Here is a 17,817-nt window from a genome sequence, read left to right as displayed (position 1 = left end):
ACCTATTGCGTGTTAGCGGCTCGCTGGGCGGGTAGCCAGGAGGTCAGTACGGTAATCAATACGACCAGCCCGACCGTCAGCATAATATCGCCTGCCTGCAGCCGAACCGGGTAGGCATCGATGATGGAGCTGACCATACCCATGCCGATGAAGCCGTATCGCTGCTGGGCAATACATAACCCTACGCCCAGTACCAGGCCCGTGAAGGCTCCGATCAGGGCGATCAGCGTACCTTCGGTCAGGAAAATCCGGCGCACCATGCCCTTGGTGGCTCCCAGGGCGAACAGAATCCGGATGTCGGCTTTCTTCTCGATGACCAGCATCGATAACGTAAAGAAAATATTGATGGAAGCGGCCAGGATGATAAAAGCGAGCGTAACCGCCACCAGTAATTTTTCCACATAGATCGCCCGGTACAGGTCAACGTTCAGATCGTCGCGGCTTTGTACGACTAGATTTTCTCCCGCTACCGCCTGCAGCGCCTTTTTTACCGTGTTTTCGTTCGTGCCTGGCTGAAGCTGAATTTCCAGACTCGTCACTTCATCGGGCTTATACCCAAACAGTTCTCGGGCCACGGCCAGCGGAGCCAGTACATAATTATCATACCGCGACTCGATAAAAAATACGCCACCTACCGTCAGCCGTGCCCGACTGAAAGCATCGGGATTCAGGACGCTGAATGTCTGGTCGCTCCGGGGATACATGATTTCGAGGGGCGTCAGGATATCGACTGCCGACACACTCAGATCATTCCGGATGCCTTCGGCAATGATCGCGTAATTGACGCCATCACGTCGTAATAATAACTTGCCCTCCAGCAACGCGGAGTCGAGTTGCTGCCGCTGCAGGTAGTTGTCATCTACTCCTTTGAGTTTCACCACCGTCTGCGCATTTGCGTAGCGCGCCAGGGCGTTATCCTGAGCTACGGGTGTCAACAGATGCACGCCCGGCGTTTGTTGCAGGCGGGTCAATAAGGCCGAAGGAGCCAGAAATCGTTTGCCGGTCTTCGGCGATACGGTCATATCGGCCTCGAAGGTTTTGAAAATCTGCCGATTCAGTTCTTCCATGCCGTTGAACACCGACAGCACCACGATCAGCGCCATCGTGCCGACACCAACGCCCAGCATCGACAGAATGGATAGCCAACTGATGAAACTCCGTTTTTTACGGGAGAAGAAATACCGACGCGCAATCCAGGCTGGTAGGTTCATTGGGTAAGAGTCATTGGTGGTCAGTAATTGTCATTTGTGATCATTCAATAGTCATTATTGGCGAGTACACTACACAATGAATGACGATGTATGACCGTACATGACAATTACTGACCACCAATGACCATAAATGACAAAGCATGACTATTCGTCTTCGTCCTCAGCCGGGGCGGGTGGGATGTCGAGTCCGGCGAAGAGTTTATCCATTTTATCGGCGTATTCGGCCGTATCATCCATGTAAAAACTCAGTTCCGGCACAATGCGGAGCTGGTGCCGCACCCGGTCGCCGAGGTGCTGCCGGAGCACTTTACTTTTTTCCCGGATCGTTTCCAGCAATAACTCTTTATTCTTGGTGGCCAGAAAGCTCAGATACACCCGCGCCAAACTCAGATCGGGTGAAACACGGACGTTGGTTACGGTGATAAACGCGCTGTTAAACAAATGCGGCACGTCGCGCTGAAAAATTTCGCTCAGATCTTTCTGCAACTGCCGGGCAACTTTCTGTTGTCGTTTCGATTCCATACGATCAATACTTGGGTACTTAGTTGAACGGTTGACCGTCTGAATAGTTTCAGCGTCTGCTCCATTACTTATCCTGCAAATATCCACCCATTTTTCCGTTCTGCCGAAATTGCCCGTAATTTTACCCTGAATAGCCATTCGTCGATAAGCGCCGGTCACCAGCTTGCGGAAGTTAAGACGACTGACAACTATCGACTATTAACTAATTACTGATTTTGCTGCGCTTTTTCCAATCATATTTTCCTTACCAATATGTCGGTCTGCTGGGGTTGCTGATTCTCATCCGCGTACCGTTGCTACTGCATCCGTTTCCGCTGCTAATTCCGGAGCTGAACTGGATGGTTGTAGGCGAACAGATGAGCCAGGGCTACCTGCTCTACCGCGACATCTGGGACAGCGTCAGTCCGCTGTCGGGCCTGGTTTACTGGGGCATCGACAGTGTGTTCGGTCGATCGCCGATCGCACTGCACGGGGCCGCCACGCTGGTGTCGGTATTTCAGATCGTTTATTTCAATTACCTGACCAACAACCGGGATATCTACCCCGACCGCTCGTTCTGGCCGGGACTGCTGTACATGCTGTTCATGCACCTCTCGTACGACTGCCTGACGCTGTCGCCCGTGCTGATGTCGACCAGTTGGCTGCTGCTGGCTTTCGGCACCCTGATCCGGCAGATGGATCGGCGAGGTGCCACCGACGAGGTGTTCGAGGTTGGTTTTTACATTGGCATTGCGGCTTTGTTTTATCTGCCGTCGGCGTTGTTCATCGTCTGGGCGACGCTGTCGCTGCTCTTTTACACGGGCGCTACGTTCCGGCAGTATTCTCTGTCGATGTTCGGGTTTCTGTTTCCGATTGCGGCCACGGTCATGTTCTACTACCTGTTCGATGGGCTGGACGATTTCAACCGCAATCTGCTGGCTTCGGTGTTTCGGGTTCGGCAGTATTCGCTTTCCGATTTTCAGTCGCTGTTTGCGTCGTTGTTGATTCCGCTCGGTCTGGGCATTCTGGGGTTCCTGAGTCTGTTCAACCGCACGGGCGGCTACGTCAACTACCAGCAACGCATTCAGCAGATTATGATGATCTGGTTCGTAACGGCCGTTCTGACCATTGCGCTGATGCCGTTTCTGGCCCCGATGGCGTTCCTGAGCTTTGTTCCGCCGATGGCCTACTTCACCTATTTCTATTTCGAGAATATCCGAAAAGCCTGGATTGCCGAAACCAGCTTCACCATCGCCTTTGTTCTGATGCTGCTGCTCTTTTACCAGGGCGCGCTGGGCCTGATTCCGGGTGCGGAACTGGGTCGGCTGAGTAGCCTGCAGGTGCGCACGTCTCCGCTGCCCGCCGACATCCGCGACCAACGGGTGCTGATTATTGGAGAAGACCTGAGCGGCTACCGGCAGAACCGACTGGCCACTCCTTATCTGAACTGGGACCTGGCTAAGTATGACCTCAAAAACCTGGATAATTACGATTCAGTGATTCACGTGTTCGATCGGTTTCAGAAAGACCCGCCCGATTACATCGTCGATCACGAAAATGTCGTCCAGAAATTGTTTCAGCGCATCCCGGCCTTAGCCGCTCAGTACGAAAAAACGACGGTTTCGGACGTTTATAAGCGAAAAATCAGTGATCGCCCCATCGTCAGCAGTCGTTAGTAATGTAACTTGCTACGCTCGACCGCCCGGGCGGTTCACGATCAACCCACGATTACCGACATGGCTGTTTCCTTTACAAACAAACGAACGAATCTATACATCTTCCTGAGCGCCGTCTTTCTGACCAATGCGCTGATTGCTGAAATCATTGGCGTAAAAATCTTTTCTGCCGAAGCGCTGCTCGGTACCAAACCCGCACAGATTCATCTGTTCGGTGATTTCATCCTGGACTTCAACCTGACCGCAGGCGCTGTGATCTGGCCGTTTGTGTTCATCACCTCCGACATCATCAACGAGTATTTCGGGAAAGCGGGCGTCCGGCGCATTTCATTTCTGACCGCTGGCTTTGTCGGGTATAGCTTCCTGATTATCTACGCCGTAACGACGCTGCCCCCGGCCCAGTTCTGGCTCGACGTCAACGCGAAAGACGCAGCCGGGAACGCCATAAACATCAACAATGCCTTCCAGATGATTTTTCGGCAGGGGCTTGGCATCATCATTGGCTCGCTGACGGCGTTTCTGATCGGGCAGATTCTGGACGTGTACGTTTTCCACTCGCTCCGAAAAATTACGGGTAGCCGAAAAATATGGCTCCGGGCCACGGGATCGACGCTGGTGTCGCAACTGGTCGACAGCTTTGTGGTGCTGGGCATTGCCTTTTATGTCTTCGGCAACTGGTCGCTGACGCAGGTGCTGGCGGTGGGCATTATCAACTACATCTACAAAGCGACTTCTGCCATTGTCCTGACACCTCTGCTTTACGTAGCCCATTATTTCATCGATCGGTATCTGGGAAGAGAGCATGCCGAGAATCTGGCCAATGAATCGGCCATGAGCTCATTTATGTAACCGGTTACACCTGAGGAACCAGGTTTATTTCCGTATACTTAACCTGGTCTTTTATAACCATTAGTTTACACATGACTATTACTAATAACAAACCGCATACCAAAAAATAAATTAAGTATTTTTTACTACTCCCGATCTAAGTATAGTTGATTAATCCCTATAGATTCGTTTAGGGTAGAAATTGGCACCATTGCTTACTTTCTGCCCAAGCGAATCCGGGCACCTGCACGTTCCGTCGCTTATCGAATCATCGACCGTAACGCATGAGAACGCTTTTTTCTGCCGGAATACTGTGGTTGTTCCACTTTTCGGCCATAGCCCGAACGACTGCCCTGCCTATTCATCCACCAATCCGATTAGACACCCTTTCGCCCGATCAAGCCAGAGGTACACGTCTGCAAGCCGATCCAGCACTCATTCGCGGGCCGTATTTACAGATGGGAACGCAGACCAGCGCCACCATTCGCTGGCGAACCGACGTAGCCTGTCTTGGCCAGGTGAGCTATGGGCTGTCGGCGGGAAGTTTATCCAGCGCCGTCAGCGAGACAGCGGCTACTACCGAGCACGAGCTGATGGTAACTGGCCTGACCCTCGACAGTCGCTATTTCTACAGCATCGGTACGACTACGCAAGTGCTTCAGCAGGGGCCGGACAACTATTTTCTGACGGCACCACCCACCGACACCAAACGAAAAATCCGGATTGTTTCCTTCGGCGATTGCGGGCAGAATCCCGGCAACAACCAAACAAGCGTCCGCGACGCGTTTCTGACCTACCGGGGTACTAATCCGACGGACCTCTGGCTGCTCGTCGGGGACAATTCCTATGATGGCGACGACCCGATGTATCAGGCCAATTTCTTCATGCCCTACCAGACGAACCTGATGAAGAACGCCATGATCTTTGCGGTTCCGGGCAATCATGATTACAACAACAACGGAACCCTGGCGGCTAACCACAACATTCCGTATTTCTCGATTTTTAGTTTACCGACCCGGGCCGAAGCGGGTGGCGTAGCTTCGGGCACCCGCGAGTGGTATTCCTTCGATTACGGCCCTGTTCATTTCGTGATGCTCGATGGATACGGTCAGCGCCCGGTCAATGGCTCGTCTATGCGCTTGTTCGCCGATACCGTCAATCATCCGCAAATAACCTGGTTAAAGCAGGATTTGGCCGCTACCACCCAAAAATGGACGATCGTTTACATGCATTTCCCGCCGTATACCCGCGGCAGTCATAACTCCGAGAATGAAGGCGATCTGATTGGTATCCGCCAGTCTGTCATTCCGATTCTGGAGCGGTTCGGTGTCGATATGGTCGTATCGGGCCACAGCCATGCCTACGAGCGGTCGTACCCGTTGCATGATCAGTATGGGTTTATGAGCGATTTTGTCGCGAACCCAACTGCCTATCGCTTTTCGGATGACACCGGTTCGGGGCGATACGACGGCTCGACGAACTCCTGCCCGTACAAAAACACGTCCGGGAAAAAGAAGCAGGGTACCGTTTATGTTGTCTCCGGCTCATCCGGGGCGCTGGGCTCGACTAGCCTGAGTCAGCATCCGGTCATGCTATCCGACATCCGCGACAAAGGAGGGTCGTTGTATTTCGAGATCGAAGACAATCGGCTGGATGCCCGGTTTATTCAACAAGGCACCTCTACGCCCTATGTGATCAGCGATCAGTGGACGATCATGAAAGATGTGAACCGGGTCCAGTCGCAACTTGTTTCAGCCGGACAGTCGGTCACCCTGACGGCTTCGTTTCTGAGCGATTATCAGTGGAGCAATGCCAGCGATGCTGCTTTTTCTACCACGTCGCGTTCGGTGGTTGTGAGCGGCACAGCGGGCACCACAGCTACCTACGTCGTACACGATAGTAAAAACTGCCTGCAGGATTCCTACAAACTGACTTACGTCAATGGCATGAGCACGGTTAAGGTGGGCAACTGGAACGATCCGGCGGTCTGGTCGGGCAACCGGGTTCCCAACAGCACCGATATTCTCCAGTTGAAGCACGGCGTAATGATTCCGGCCAGCTTCGTAGCCAATGCGTTTCGCCTTATTTATGACCCTGGCATTACGCTGCGCTACGGAACGGATGCCCAACTTAAACTCGCTCAGTAGCCGGGCTCAATACCGGCCACCTATCCTCCGCTCGGTCAGGGTTTTGTTTCCGTCAACCGCCGGTAGCTGGCGGGGGCGCTGCGTCAGTCCGGTCGTATCGGTCAAGGCCAGCATGAACCGCACCAGCGCTTTTTGTTCGGCGGCTGTCAGGTTCAGCGGATCTTCGGGCAATGTCTGGTTTTGCAGTTGAATACCGATTCCCCGACCACCACCCCGGTTGTAGAAATCGACGACCTGATCCAGCGTTTTATACGTTCCGTTGTGCATGTACGGCGCCGTCAGCCCCGCGTTCCGCACCGTCGGGGTTTTGAAAGAAAACCGGTGCAGGTCTTTTTTATACGTCGCAAACCGACCCGGATCTTCGTCAAGGCGGGCGTTGCGGGTCTTTCGCCGACGCGGCACCCCGATGATTTCACTTTCCGTTTTTTCGTAATGCGGAGGCACGAACCCATTATAAATCGGAAAGAAATGGCAGGTCGCACAACGTGCTTTTCCCAGAAACAGATTGAAACCGAGCTGTTCGTCGGCCGACAGGCTCACCGACTCGCCCCGCAGATATTGGTCAGGGCGGGCGTTTAAACTCGTCAGGCTGCGGATGTACGACGCCAGTGCATTCCGGATGTTGGGAGCCGTCAGTCCGGTCGGAAAGGCTTCCGCAAACCGTTTTCTATACTCGCTGCTGGCCGATAGTTTCCGCACTACTTCGTCGGGCGAAGTATTCATCTCGTGGGCGTTGCTCAGCACGTCATGCGCCTGATCTTCCAGAAAAAACACCCGGGTGTCATAGAAATGAGCGCTTTGCAAGCCTGCATTCAGCAAGGTTGGTGCATTTCGGATGACTGGTTTACGCCCACTAAACGCCCGACTTTTGGCGCGGCCATCGGTGAAGGCCCGTTCAGGCTGGTGGCAGGAAGCGCAGCTCCGGGCGTTGTTGCCCGACAGCAGCGGATCGAAAAACAAAATTCGTCCCAGCGCTACCTTCGCGGGGGTGCTGGCAAACGAACCAAAATTGATCAGGAAATCGGGTCGGAAAGCCCCAGAGTCGGATAAGGTCGCTACCACCGGTGACAAAAACCGACTCCCCACCGGCGCCGGAATGCCGAGTATCTGACGCGCCTGCTGCAACGAGCGGCAAAGCGGATACAGTTGAAGCCGGATAAACGAAACCCGGTCGAAAGCCGCAAAATTGGGGGCTCGCTCCAGGGTCTGAATGGTCGCATGCCAGCGTTGGGCCAGCTCACTCTTCAGGGCTTCCGGAAGTTTCTCTGCATAGAGCTGAAAAGCCTGCTGAAGGGTCAGGACCGACACAGCCGCTTCGGCAATTCCCGTTTTTGTCTCCGGGGCATCGTAGCCCGTAATACCCAGCGATACAAGGCGGAACAGCTGCTGCCGCATCGCTTCCAGAATCGCGGCATCCGTCAGTTGATCGGCGGGAATGCCCTGCTCCAGTCGGGACGAATAGGCCATCAGCGTACTCAGTTCGCGAATCAGGGATGCTTTCTGCGTCGTGTCGTAAGCCGGAAACAAATACGGTTCAATCACTTGCAACCCCGTCGGTAAAATGGGCGTTTGGCCTGGTTCATCCCCTTCGACTTCCACTACGGGTGGCCCGTTGACGTGACCGGCCAGAAACGGCTGAAAATAGTCGAGCAACCATTCGATCCGCTTATAATCCTGGCGGCACCGTTTGAAAGCCGCCTGCAGTGAATCGACGGATTCGTCGGCCAGTACGTAGCTGGCCAGTTGCTGAACCTGTTGATGAAACTGAATCTTATCGGTCAGGAACTGCTGGTATACAGGCTTTTGCTCGCGCGAACCCTCCTGGGGCAGAAAGGCCGCCATCGCCACCATCAGGAAAAGCAGACCTACTGACCGGTACATAAATGGGTTGTTTTGCAGGTAAGACCTGTGTTACGATCAGGTTATCGGATTGACCCGCCGGATGTTATCCAGCAATACCGCCGTAGCAATGCCCACGTTGAGCGATTCGGCCTCGCCATAACGCGGAATGGTTACACGCTGGGTTACGAACCGGGCCTTATCCGGGCCAATACCATTGGATTCGTTGCCCATCACCAGGTAGCCTGACCGGCCAAAGGGTAGCGTATGTACGTCGGATCCATCCAAAAATGCGCCGTAGACGGCCAATGGGGTCTGACGAAGTACCTCCCCGATGTCGCCGTACCACCACTCTACCCTCGTGAAAGAACCCTTACTGGCCGAAATCACTTTGGGGTTGTACACGTCGGCGGTGGTTTCGGAGCAGAGAATTTTCCGAACCCCATACCAGTCGGCAATCCGCAGAATGGTACCCAGATTACCGGGATCCCGGATATCATCCAAAATTAACGCAATCTCATCGGGCTCAGCCAATAGGGGGCGGTTTTCTTTCGTTCTGACAACAGCCAGCGCAGCGTTGTTACTTTCGAGTGTACCGGCCCGTTCGAGTTCGGCTACGGAGGCAATTTCGACGGGTGTTCGTTGGTGATCTGTCAGGTGCGCATTTTCTTTGTAAAATGTTTCAGTGGCAACCACCAGCTCCGTTTGGAAGTTAGACCGTAATACCTCCTGAACACTCTTGGCTCCTTCGACCAGAAATGTCCCGTGCTGCTGCCGGTATTTTTTCTGATGCAGCGACTGAATATATTTAAGTTGATTTTTGGAAAGCATGATGAAAAGAATGAAGAATGAAGAATGTAAATTGAAGAATAATCGACGGAATTCCCTTCGACTTTATTTTGCATTCTTCATTCTTCATTCTTCACTAATTTTTTGCCTGTCCGGTTGTTTGAGCTCTAAAGAATACCTGCTTACCTCGCAAACCGTACGGGGTAATCGCACGGTTTCCAGCGAAGCGCTCGAAAGTCTGATCCCGCAAAAACCGAACCGCCGGATTCTGGGCTTACCCATTACGCCCCCGCTCTGGTTTTATCAGCTGGGTCAACGGCGCTACAACCGCGAAGCGGCTCTGCGTGACCTACAGGACAAAACTAACGAATTTGAACAGCAAAGTCAGTTACTGGCCAATCAACCCCAGGCCCTCAAAGCACTCAACCGGCGCTACGGCCGCCAGTTGAAACGGCTCCGCCTGAAAGCCGAAGAAGGCAACTGGCTCATGCGAAGCCTGGGCGAACCACCCTCCTACTTCGCCGAAGCCGACGCGAAGGCGAATGCCGGTAAGATGCAGAAGTACCTGGTCGACAAAGGGTTTTTTAACGGGCAAACCACCTATACCCTCGATACCCTTCGCCGGCGTCAGATTCGGGTCAATTACCTAATCAGGGAAAAAGAAGGCTTTTACCTGCGCAACATCACGTACCAGATCGCCGATCCACGGGTCGATTCCATCGTTCGGCAGTCGTTCGATAAATCACGGCTTCGGGTAGGCGACCGCTTCGATTTCGACAATATGTCGGGCGAACGACTCCGGATCGAATCGCTGCTGCGGGATCAGGGCTACTACAACTTTTCGCGTCAGTACGTCCGGGCAACGGACGTCGATACGGTCCGGCGCGGACACGATCGCCGGTTCCAGCAAGGCCTCGAACCCGGCGACTCCACGCGCCGGAGCGTCGATATTGCCTTACAGATCATTAATCCACCGGGGCAATCGGCACACCCGATCTACCACATCGGTGAGGTAGAAGTACAAATCCGTTCCGGCGCCGATGTACCGGATGCTGCGCATCCAGCCGCAACCATGGTCGACCATGACACCGTCAGTCGGAACGGCATCCGGTATTTGCTGGGGGGGCGGGATATCTCTCTTCGGTTGCTGAGCTCAAAAATTCTGCTCCGTCCGCATCAGCTCTACAGCCAGAGCAATTACCGGGATACCCAGCGCCAACTCTTTCTGCTGAACCAGTTTAAATTTGTCAACGTCAATTTCATCGACACTACCAACCGCCAGTTGCAAACGCTCATTACAGCTACCCCCCTCGATAAATACGAAGCCACGGCCGAGGGCGGGGTCACGGGTTTGCTGTATCAGGGACAAGGGTATCCGGGCGGGTTCGGTAGCCTTATTTTCCGGGTGCGCAACATGTTCGGGGGCCTCGAAACCTTCGAAACCTCGGTCCGCTTCGGGCTGGAAGCACAAACCGGTTTTGTGGCAGACCCCAATAACCTCGATCGGACCGTATACACGTCTCAGGAGCTAGGGGTAAGTAGTTCGCTCACCTTTCCACAGATTTTGTTTCCGGGCCGACTCCGTTTTGGCTTCAACCGGTATGCGCCCCGTACACAGGTCAGCCTGAGTTTCAACAACTCGTTCCGACCTGATTTCCGGCGCTCGCTGCTGCGGGCAACGATGTCGTACAACTGGCAAACGACGGCGACCAAACAGTTTAGTTTTCTGATTGCGGATATCAACCTGATCAACGCCGGCGACGGCACTAACTCCGTGATCAGTAGTGCTTTCAGGGATCAGCTCAACGCCCTGACCGCCCAGGGAAGTACCGTTTATCTAAACTTTTTCCGACGTTCGCTCAGTTCCAGCCTAAGCTTCGCCTATACCTACAACACCAACATTCCGGGTCAGAATCGGCGCGCCAGCTTCCTGCGTACCGTTTTCGAATCAGGCGGTACAACCCTGAATCTGGTTTCGAATAAAACCGTCAACCGATGGAGCGATACCAGTACGGGTATTGGTCTGCAACTGTATAAATTTCTGCGGGCCAACGTCGATTACCGCTACTACATTCCGGTTCGGAATCGGACAACCCTGGCTTTTCGAGTCAATACGGGTATAGCCTTTGGCTACGGACCAAACAACCTTGTGCCGTACGAAAAGTTCTTTTTTGCGGGTGGTAGCAACAGCGTCCGGGCGTGGCTACCCCGGCGGCTGGGGCCGGGGGCGGCTTTCCCTTACCGGGCCGATAACCCCAAACAACCTAACATTACCTCTACCGGTCAGTTCGTTTACTTATTCGAACAGCCTGGCAATATTCTTTTTGAAGGGTCTGCCGAACTCCGCGGACGGCTGTTTCACCTGGGTGCCGATGTAAACGGTGCTCTTTTTATCGATGCGGGCAATGTCTGGACGCTCAGCAACAACTCGACCCGCCCCGAATCAGCTTTCCAGTTCGATACGTTCATTCCGCAGATTGCGGTCGGTACGGGCGTAGGGCTTCGTTTCGACTTCTCATTCTTCGTTATTCGCTTCGACGGCGGAATCAAGGTCTGGGACCCGGCCCGAAAATACGTGGATGAAAAACAGGGGCCCGTAGATGACCGGTTCATTCTGCCTAAATTCTCACTCAAGCAACTGTCGAGCGGCCCCAATCCGCTGGTGATCAACTTTGGGATCGGTTACCCTTTCTGATTGGTAAGCAAGTCTAACCAGGAGAGGTGCATCTAAGCCTGCTCTCTGGACACCAGTTATCCAGTCAGTACGTCATTCGTCCGCCTTCCTATCCGTTAAGAGATTTTAACGGTCGTTCTCTGCCAAAATGACAGTTTTATCGAGGCTTTCTTCGTAATTTTGTAAAAACAGTCGATAGTACATCGTCTTCAGTTGACAACTGCTGACCACTATCGACTGAAGACGATGTACTATTATGACGCTTATTCCCGAACTGACAATTCTTCAAGCTGCTGATAAAGAACAGATTGATTCGCCCCGTGTCTCCGAAGACGAGCCTGCGGTAGGCAAAAAATTACTGTACATCGAAAGCTACGGCTGTCAGATGAACTTTGCCGACAGTGAGATTGTCGCGGCTGTGATGCGCAACGCTGGTTTTGCAACCACCTCGTCGGCCGACGAAGCTGATCTGATTTTCCTCAATACGTGTGCAATACGTGACAATGCCGAACAGAAGGTCCGGCATCGGCTGAAGCACCTTACCGGTCTCAAACGCCAGAAGCCCGAACTACTGGTCGGGATGCTGGGCTGCATGGCCGAACGACTGAAAACCAAGCTTTTAGAAGAAGAAAAAGTAGTCGACATCGTGGCGGGCCCGGATGCTTACCGCGATATTCCGAAGCTGGTGGAAGAAGCCGAATCGGGGCAGAAAGCCGTGAACGTTTTCTTATCCCGCGAAGAAACCTATGCCGATATCTCGCCTATCCGCCTGAACTCCAATGGCGTAACGGCCTTTGTTTCGATCATGCGGGGCTGCGATAACATGTGCAGTTTCTGCGTGGTGCCGTTCACGCGCGGGCGCGAACGTAGTCGCGATCCGCATAGCATCGTTCGCGAAGCTCAGGATCTGTTCGATCAGGGCTATCGGGAAGTGACGCTGCTGGGCCAGAACGTAGACTCGTATAAATGGCAGGGGCGGTCCGACGAATCGGCGGAGGGCTCGGGGCAGGGGGAGATTGCTGATGCCGAAGCCAACACCATGCCCTCTGCCCTTTCCCCTACCCCCTCCGCTCCGGTCACCTTCGCCAACCTGCTCGAACGGGTTGCCCAGATTCACCCGGATCTGCGCGTACGCTTTTCGACCTCGCACCCGAAAGACATTACCGACGACGTGCTGTACACGATGGCCCGCTACGATAATATCTGCAAGTACATTCACCTGCCCGCCCAGAGCGGCAACAGCCGGGTACTGAAGCTGATGAACCGGACCTACGACCGGCCCTGGTACGAAGACAAAATCAGAAGTATCCGCCGGATTCTGGGTGAAGACTGCGGTATTTCGACCGATATGATTTCGGGCTTCTGCACCGAAACCGAAGAAGAACATCAGGAGTCGCTGTCGCTTATGGATTTCGTGCGGTACGATTATGCCTATATGTTCGCTTACTCGGAGCGGCCCGGAACGCTGGCAGCAAAAAAATACGCCGACGATATTCCCGAAGATGTCAAGAAGCGTCGCCTGAACGAGATTATAGCCCGTCAGCTAACGCATTCGGCCGAGCGCAACCAGCGCCACATCGGTCAGGTGCAGCGTGTGCTGATCGAAGGTCCATCGAAGCGCTCCGACGAGTTTCTGTGTGGTCGGAATGACCAGAACAAGATGGTGGTTTTCCCGAAAGGGTCTCACTATAAAGGCCAGTACGTCAATGTATTAGTCACCGAATGTACGTCGGCAACATTGCGGGGAGAAGTCATAAATGAATAATGGATAATGAACAATGAATAATAGGTAATGGAAAAGAGAGGCTGAACGCCACTCCCAGTATTGTTATCCAACGTCGCATTGTTCATTACCCATTATTCATTATCCATTAAGCTTATGAATAATCAGGAAATTCAGAGCGTCAAACAACGCTTCGGTATAATTGGAAACGCTCCCGCGCTGAACTACGCCATCAACGTCGCCATGCAGGTATCGGCTACCGATCTGACGGTGTTGATTACAGGCGAGAGCGGCAGTGGGAAGGAATCGTTTTCTAAAATCATCCACAGCCTGAGCGCCCGCAAACATGGTCAGTTTATCGCGATCAACTGCGGGGCCATTCCGGAGGGAACCATCGATTCGGAATTGTTCGGCCACGAAAAAGGCTCGTTTACCGGCGCCGTCGATTCGCGGAAAGGCTACTTCGAAACGACCAACGGCGGTACTATTTTTCTGGATGAGATTGGCGAAATGCCGTTGGGTACGCAGGCCCGGCTGCTTCGGGTGCTGGAAAACGGCGAATTCATTCGGGTCGGTTCATCGAAAACCCAGAAAACCGACGTGCGCGTCGTAGCTGCTACGAACGTCAACCTAATCGATGCAGTAGACAAAGGCAAGTTTCGCGAAGATCTATATTACCGACTCAACACCGTCCCTATTTTCGTACCGCCCCTGCGTGAGCGGGGTACGGATATCGAACTGCTGTTTCGCAAATTTACGACCGACTTCGCCGAGCGCTACCGCATCAAACCGCTTCAACTGACCGACGATGCCAAACAACTGCTGATGAGCTTTCCGTTTCCGGGGAATATCCGGCAGTTGAAAAACATTGCCGAACAGGTTTCCATCCTTGAATCGGAACAAAATAAAGCCGTCGACAGTCAGACGCTGGCCAAATACCTGCCCCAATCGCAGCAACCCAACCGAACCCTGACGCTGTTTCCGCAGGCAAACGGCAATGCCGAAAATTTTTCCGAACGCGAACTTCTCTACAAAGTTCTGTTCGACCTGCGCCGGGATGTCAATGATTTGAAAAAACTCGTTCGCGACGTGCTGGGCAACGAGCAGGACGGCCGGCAGATTCTGCACAACCATAAAGATCTGTTTGATTCCATTACCCCCGACCCCGATGGCCGCCCGTCGTCGGATGTTGGGGTGACGCGCTTTCTGCCCGCCACCAATGGCTCCGTTCGAGCAGAAAACCCGGCCCGGCCCGTCGTGCCGCCCCCCTCGGAAAGTTACGGGAGCCACCCGCCGGTACAGCTCTTCGACGATGTGGATGGCGACATCAACGACGTAACCGAAGTAGAAGATGTTACGCACGAAACCGAAGAGGACGATTCGCTTTCGCTCGAACGGCAAGAGAAAGAAATGATCGTGAAAGCCCTCCGGCGCAATAACAACAAACGAAAATACGCAGCCCAGGCGCTCGGTATCTCCGAACGGACGTTATACCGGAAAATCAAACAGTATGAAATTGATGAAGAGTAAGTTTTTAGTTAAGAATGAAGAGTTAAGAATGAAGAATATAAACCCGGTCCGATTCCTGTCCTTATTCTTCATTCTTAACTCTTCATTCTTCATTCAATCCTGCGGAGTATATTCCTTTACCGGAACGACCTTGTCGCCGGATATCAAGACCGTAACGGTCAATAATTTCGTGCTGGCCACGGCGGGGGGCCCGGCCAACCTGCCGCTGACGTTCAACGAGCGGCTGAAAGAATATTATCAGCGCTACACCAGCCTGAAGGTAGTGCCCGCCAACGGCGATATGTTGCTGGAAGGTAACATTACGGGATATGACCTGATCGCTGTAGCTCCTACCGCACAGGATCAGGCGGCTGTCAACCGTCTGCAGATCACGGTGTTGGTTCGGTTCTATAATAACAAAGACGAGAGCAAGAATTTCGAGCAGTCGTTTTCTTTTTATAAAGATTTTCCGCAGAATCAGACGTTGAGCCAGAACGAAAGCCGGCTGGTACCGCTGATTCTGGACCAGATCGTACTGGATATTTTCAATAAAACAGCGGCAGACTGGTAGTAGCACGGCCGGTCGTAGCGCGGTAACGATGGGTGTTTTAAAAAAATATTAATTACAATTCGTCCTTCATCCTTATTTTCGTCCATGCTCGCCCTCGATAAAGAAACCTTCTCCTACTGGGTCACTCATCCGGAAGACCTCACACCCACCGATCTGTCGCAGTTGCAGGAAAGTCTGACGGCCTACCCCTACTGTCAGTCGTTGCACACGCTGATGGCTAAAGCGGCTTCCGTGCATCAGCGCAGCCAAACGGTCCCGTACGTGCGTCGGGCGGCCGCTCATGCGCTCAGCCGAAATGCGCTGCGCAAACTAATCGACAATGAGTTTCAATGGTCGGAAAACCTACTGACGAAACTGAACGAGTTGTCGGCCAGACACGTATCCATACCCGACGATTACCAGCAGGAGAGCTACGCCCTTTTTAAATCGAGAGCAGGGTTAAGTAGCGGCTTTCCAAAACTGGCTTTGCTGCAGTGGTCCAGCGAAACCGACGAACCGGCAGAAGCACCGGCGATCGTACCCACGCCCGACGACCCGACATTGACCGAAACGAAGCTACAGAACGCCCTGACGCAGATTGCCGAACCAGCGCCTGCTGAGCCTTCGGCGGCCGACATCGAACGCCAGCGCCAGTTCGATCTGATCGAGAGTTTTATTAAGAATGAACCGCGTATCTCACCGGTTAAAGCGAAAATCAACGAACCTGTTGAACAGGAAGACCTGACTAAGCGCACGAAGGCAGTTGGTGGTGGGCTGATTACGGAAAGTTTCGCCAAGATTCTGGCCAAACAGGGAAAAGTTGAAAAGGCCGTTGAAATCTATCAGCAGCTGATGGTGAAGAATCCCGAAAAAAAGGCGTACTTTGCGGCAAAAATAAGTGAATTAAGGGGCGATTCACGTGCGTCATAAAAGACTCTTGTTTACTGATAACAACACTTTTCCTAAAAGAAACTGATTTTCATGGTAACCGCAATTATTGTCATCATCTGCATACTTACCGTACTGCTGATACTTATCGTACTTATCCAGAACTCGAAAGGTGGCGGGCTGGCCGGCGAATTCGGCGGCATGGGTTCCAACCAACTGATGGGAGTAAAGAAAACAACCGACCTCCTCGAACAGATTACCTGGGGTCTCGGCGTGGGGGTGATGGTGTTAAGCCTGGCCTCCTACATCATGGTCGATCGGGGAGCTGCCGGTATCAACAGCGCCAACGTTGAGCGGGCACAGACGCAAACCCTGCCGGGTGCTGCGGCTCCGACGCCTGCACCAAATGCTGCTAACGGCGCAGCGCCCAGCCAGGCGGCTCCAGGAGCTGCTACGCCAGGCGCTTCAACCTCGGCCCTGACTCCGCAGAAGTAACCGTTCTCTGTAAGAAATGCTGAGCCACACCCGGATAGGTGTGGCTTTTTTCATATGTTTACTATATGAAAATAGGCCCTAATGATATCGACTCCTTATTTATTCCGCTGGTTTCCGACTACGGTTTTAAAGCGGTATCGCCAACGAAAAAAACCAGGTGTTCCTATGTCGTGCCTTGCAGGCACTTACAAAAAACAGCGTACCTATTGCCAGCGTTAAATTTGATAAGAATGCCTTCGATGGCGTTGTTAAAGACAGTCGGGGTGGAATTTATGATGTAGCCTGTGTGGACGAGAATGGAACCCACTTTATTGTTGAAATGCAGTTATCCAGTGCTCCTTACTTCTTCCAGCGACTAAAATTTTACGCATTTCACAAGTTTAACTCAATGGTTCTCAGGGGCGACTATGATTATAACAACTTGACAAAAATTTATTGCATTGGTATCTTAGCCAATAACATTTTCGGGCATTCTGACTTTCATACGGTGGGAACGATCAAAAACGAAGCGGGCCTGCTGCTTGATGATCAAATCACCTATATAACGGTAGAATTAGATAAATTTCTGAAAACCTCCGCCGACGTATCGAGCGATCTGGATAAATTGATTTACACGATGAAAACGATACATACCGTCACCGATCCAACTCAGTACCCTCAATTCTGGACGGAAGAGTGGTTAAGGAAAGCAATTGAGGAATTGGACAAGCGACAGATGACACCCGATGAACGTTTCGCCTATGAGCGGGCATTAGCCATCAATGCCGAATCGATCCGAGTAAGTAAACAAGCTATTACCGACGCAGTACAGGAAGCGATTGAGGAGGCTACGCAGAAAGCCAACCAACAAGCGACGGAAAAAGACAAAAGAGCTGTCGAACGGATGCTAAAGCAGGGTAAATTATCCGTTGAAGAAATTGCTGATAGCCTGGAAATCGACAAAAGCCTCGTTATACAGACAAAGAAAGACCTTGGTCTATAAGCATT

At 52.7% G+C, this 17,817-nt stretch carries 14 protein-coding genes; 10 read left to right on the top strand and 4 right to left on the bottom strand.

Features of this window, described 5'->3' with window-relative positions; translation table 11 throughout:
* Positions 1 to 2: 2 nt before the first annotated feature.
* Both ACYVC2_RS21720 and rbfA read right to left on the bottom strand, forming a co-directional pair.
* Complete coding sequence (locus ACYVC2_RS21720; RefSeq protein WP_461105658.1) at positions 3 to 1,211, bottom strand: ABC transporter permease; 1,209 nt, start codon at positions 1,209 to 1,211, stop codon at positions 3 to 5.
* Between the two features lie 144 nt (positions 1,212 to 1,355).
* Positions 1,356 to 1,733: a 30S ribosome-binding factor RbfA gene (rbfA, locus tag ACYVC2_RS21715; protein ID WP_461105656.1), complete on the bottom strand. Its 378-nt coding sequence runs from the start codon at positions 1,731 to 1,733 to the stop codon at positions 1,356 to 1,358.
* 215 nt (positions 1,734 to 1,948) lie between these two features.
* Between rbfA and ACYVC2_RS21710 the strand changes: the two genes are divergently transcribed.
* From ACYVC2_RS21710 to ACYVC2_RS21700, 3 genes are all read left to right on the top strand, one after another.
* Positions 1,949 to 3,388 carry a hypothetical protein gene (locus ACYVC2_RS21710; protein ID WP_461105654.1) on the top strand — a complete coding sequence of 480 codons (1,440 nt, stop codon included), beginning with the start codon at positions 1,949 to 1,951 and terminating at the stop codon, positions 3,386 to 3,388.
* A gap of 60 nt (positions 3,389 to 3,448) precedes the next feature.
* Positions 3,449 to 4,237: a queuosine precursor transporter gene (locus tag ACYVC2_RS21705; RefSeq protein ID WP_461107208.1), complete on the top strand. Its 789-nt coding sequence runs from the start codon at positions 3,449 to 3,451 to the stop codon at positions 4,235 to 4,237.
* 263 nt (positions 4,238 to 4,500) lie between these two features.
* Complete coding sequence (locus ACYVC2_RS21700) at positions 4,501 to 6,363, top strand: purple acid phosphatase family protein (RefSeq protein WP_461105652.1); 1,863 nt, start codon at positions 4,501 to 4,503, stop codon at positions 6,361 to 6,363.
* Between the two features lie 6 nt (positions 6,364 to 6,369).
* Here the strand turns inward: ACYVC2_RS21700 and ACYVC2_RS21695 are convergent, their stop codons facing one another.
* Both ACYVC2_RS21695 and ACYVC2_RS21690 read right to left on the bottom strand, forming a co-directional pair.
* Positions 6,370 to 8,244, bottom strand: a complete 1,875-nt coding sequence (locus ACYVC2_RS21695; protein ID WP_461105650.1) for a cytochrome-c peroxidase — start codon at positions 8,242 to 8,244, stop codon at positions 6,370 to 6,372.
* A 36-nt stretch (positions 8,245 to 8,280) separates the two neighbouring features.
* Positions 8,281 to 9,033 carry a TrmH family RNA methyltransferase gene (locus ACYVC2_RS21690; protein ID WP_461105648.1) on the bottom strand — a complete coding sequence of 251 codons (753 nt, stop codon included), beginning with the start codon at positions 9,031 to 9,033 and terminating at the stop codon, positions 8,281 to 8,283.
* A gap of 118 nt (positions 9,034 to 9,151) precedes the next feature.
* On the opposite strand from ACYVC2_RS21690, the gene tamL reads away from it, so the two are divergent.
* The 7 genes from tamL to ACYVC2_RS21655 all read left to right on the top strand — a co-directional run bounded on the left by tamL (position 9,152) and on the right by ACYVC2_RS21655 (position 17,812).
* Positions 9,152 to 11,686, top strand: a complete 2,535-nt coding sequence (tamL, locus tag ACYVC2_RS21685; RefSeq protein WP_461105646.1) for a translocation and assembly module lipoprotein TamL — start codon at positions 9,152 to 9,154, stop codon at positions 11,684 to 11,686.
* 235 nt (positions 11,687 to 11,921) lie between these two features.
* Complete coding sequence (locus ACYVC2_RS21680) at positions 11,922 to 13,430, top strand: MiaB/RimO family radical SAM methylthiotransferase (RefSeq protein WP_461105644.1); 1,509 nt, start codon at positions 11,922 to 11,924, stop codon at positions 13,428 to 13,430.
* A 114-nt stretch (positions 13,431 to 13,544) separates the two neighbouring features.
* A complete protein-coding gene (locus ACYVC2_RS21675; protein ID WP_461105642.1) occupies positions 13,545 to 14,918 on the top strand; it encodes a sigma-54 interaction domain-containing protein in 1,374 nt (457 codons plus the stop codon).
* A gap of 28 nt (positions 14,919 to 14,946) precedes the next feature.
* Positions 14,947 to 15,468, top strand: coding sequence for an LPS assembly lipoprotein LptE (gene lptE, locus ACYVC2_RS21670; protein WP_461105640.1), 522 nt, complete (start codon positions 14,947 to 14,949; stop codon positions 15,466 to 15,468).
* Between the two features lie 84 nt (positions 15,469 to 15,552).
* On the top strand, positions 15,553 to 16,377 hold the full coding sequence (locus ACYVC2_RS21665) for a hypothetical protein (protein WP_461105638.1): 825 nt from the start codon (positions 15,553 to 15,555) through the stop codon (positions 16,375 to 16,377).
* Positions 16,378 to 16,428: 51 nt separating this feature from the next.
* Positions 16,429 to 16,830 (top strand): preprotein translocase subunit SecG, encoded by a 402-nt coding sequence (gene secG / locus ACYVC2_RS21660; protein WP_461105636.1) that lies wholly within the window; start codon positions 16,429 to 16,431, stop codon positions 16,828 to 16,830.
* 175 nt (positions 16,831 to 17,005) lie between these two features.
* Positions 17,006 to 17,812, top strand: a complete 807-nt coding sequence (locus ACYVC2_RS21655) for an Rpn family recombination-promoting nuclease/putative transposase (protein ID WP_461105634.1) — start codon at positions 17,006 to 17,008, stop codon at positions 17,810 to 17,812.
* The last annotated feature ends 5 nt before the right edge of the window (positions 17,813 to 17,817 follow it).

It is taken from the genome of Spirosoma koreense (assembly GCF_054777875.1).
The sequence above is the reverse complement of the archived record's forward strand: the minus strand, read 5'-3'. Positions and strand labels throughout refer to the sequence as shown.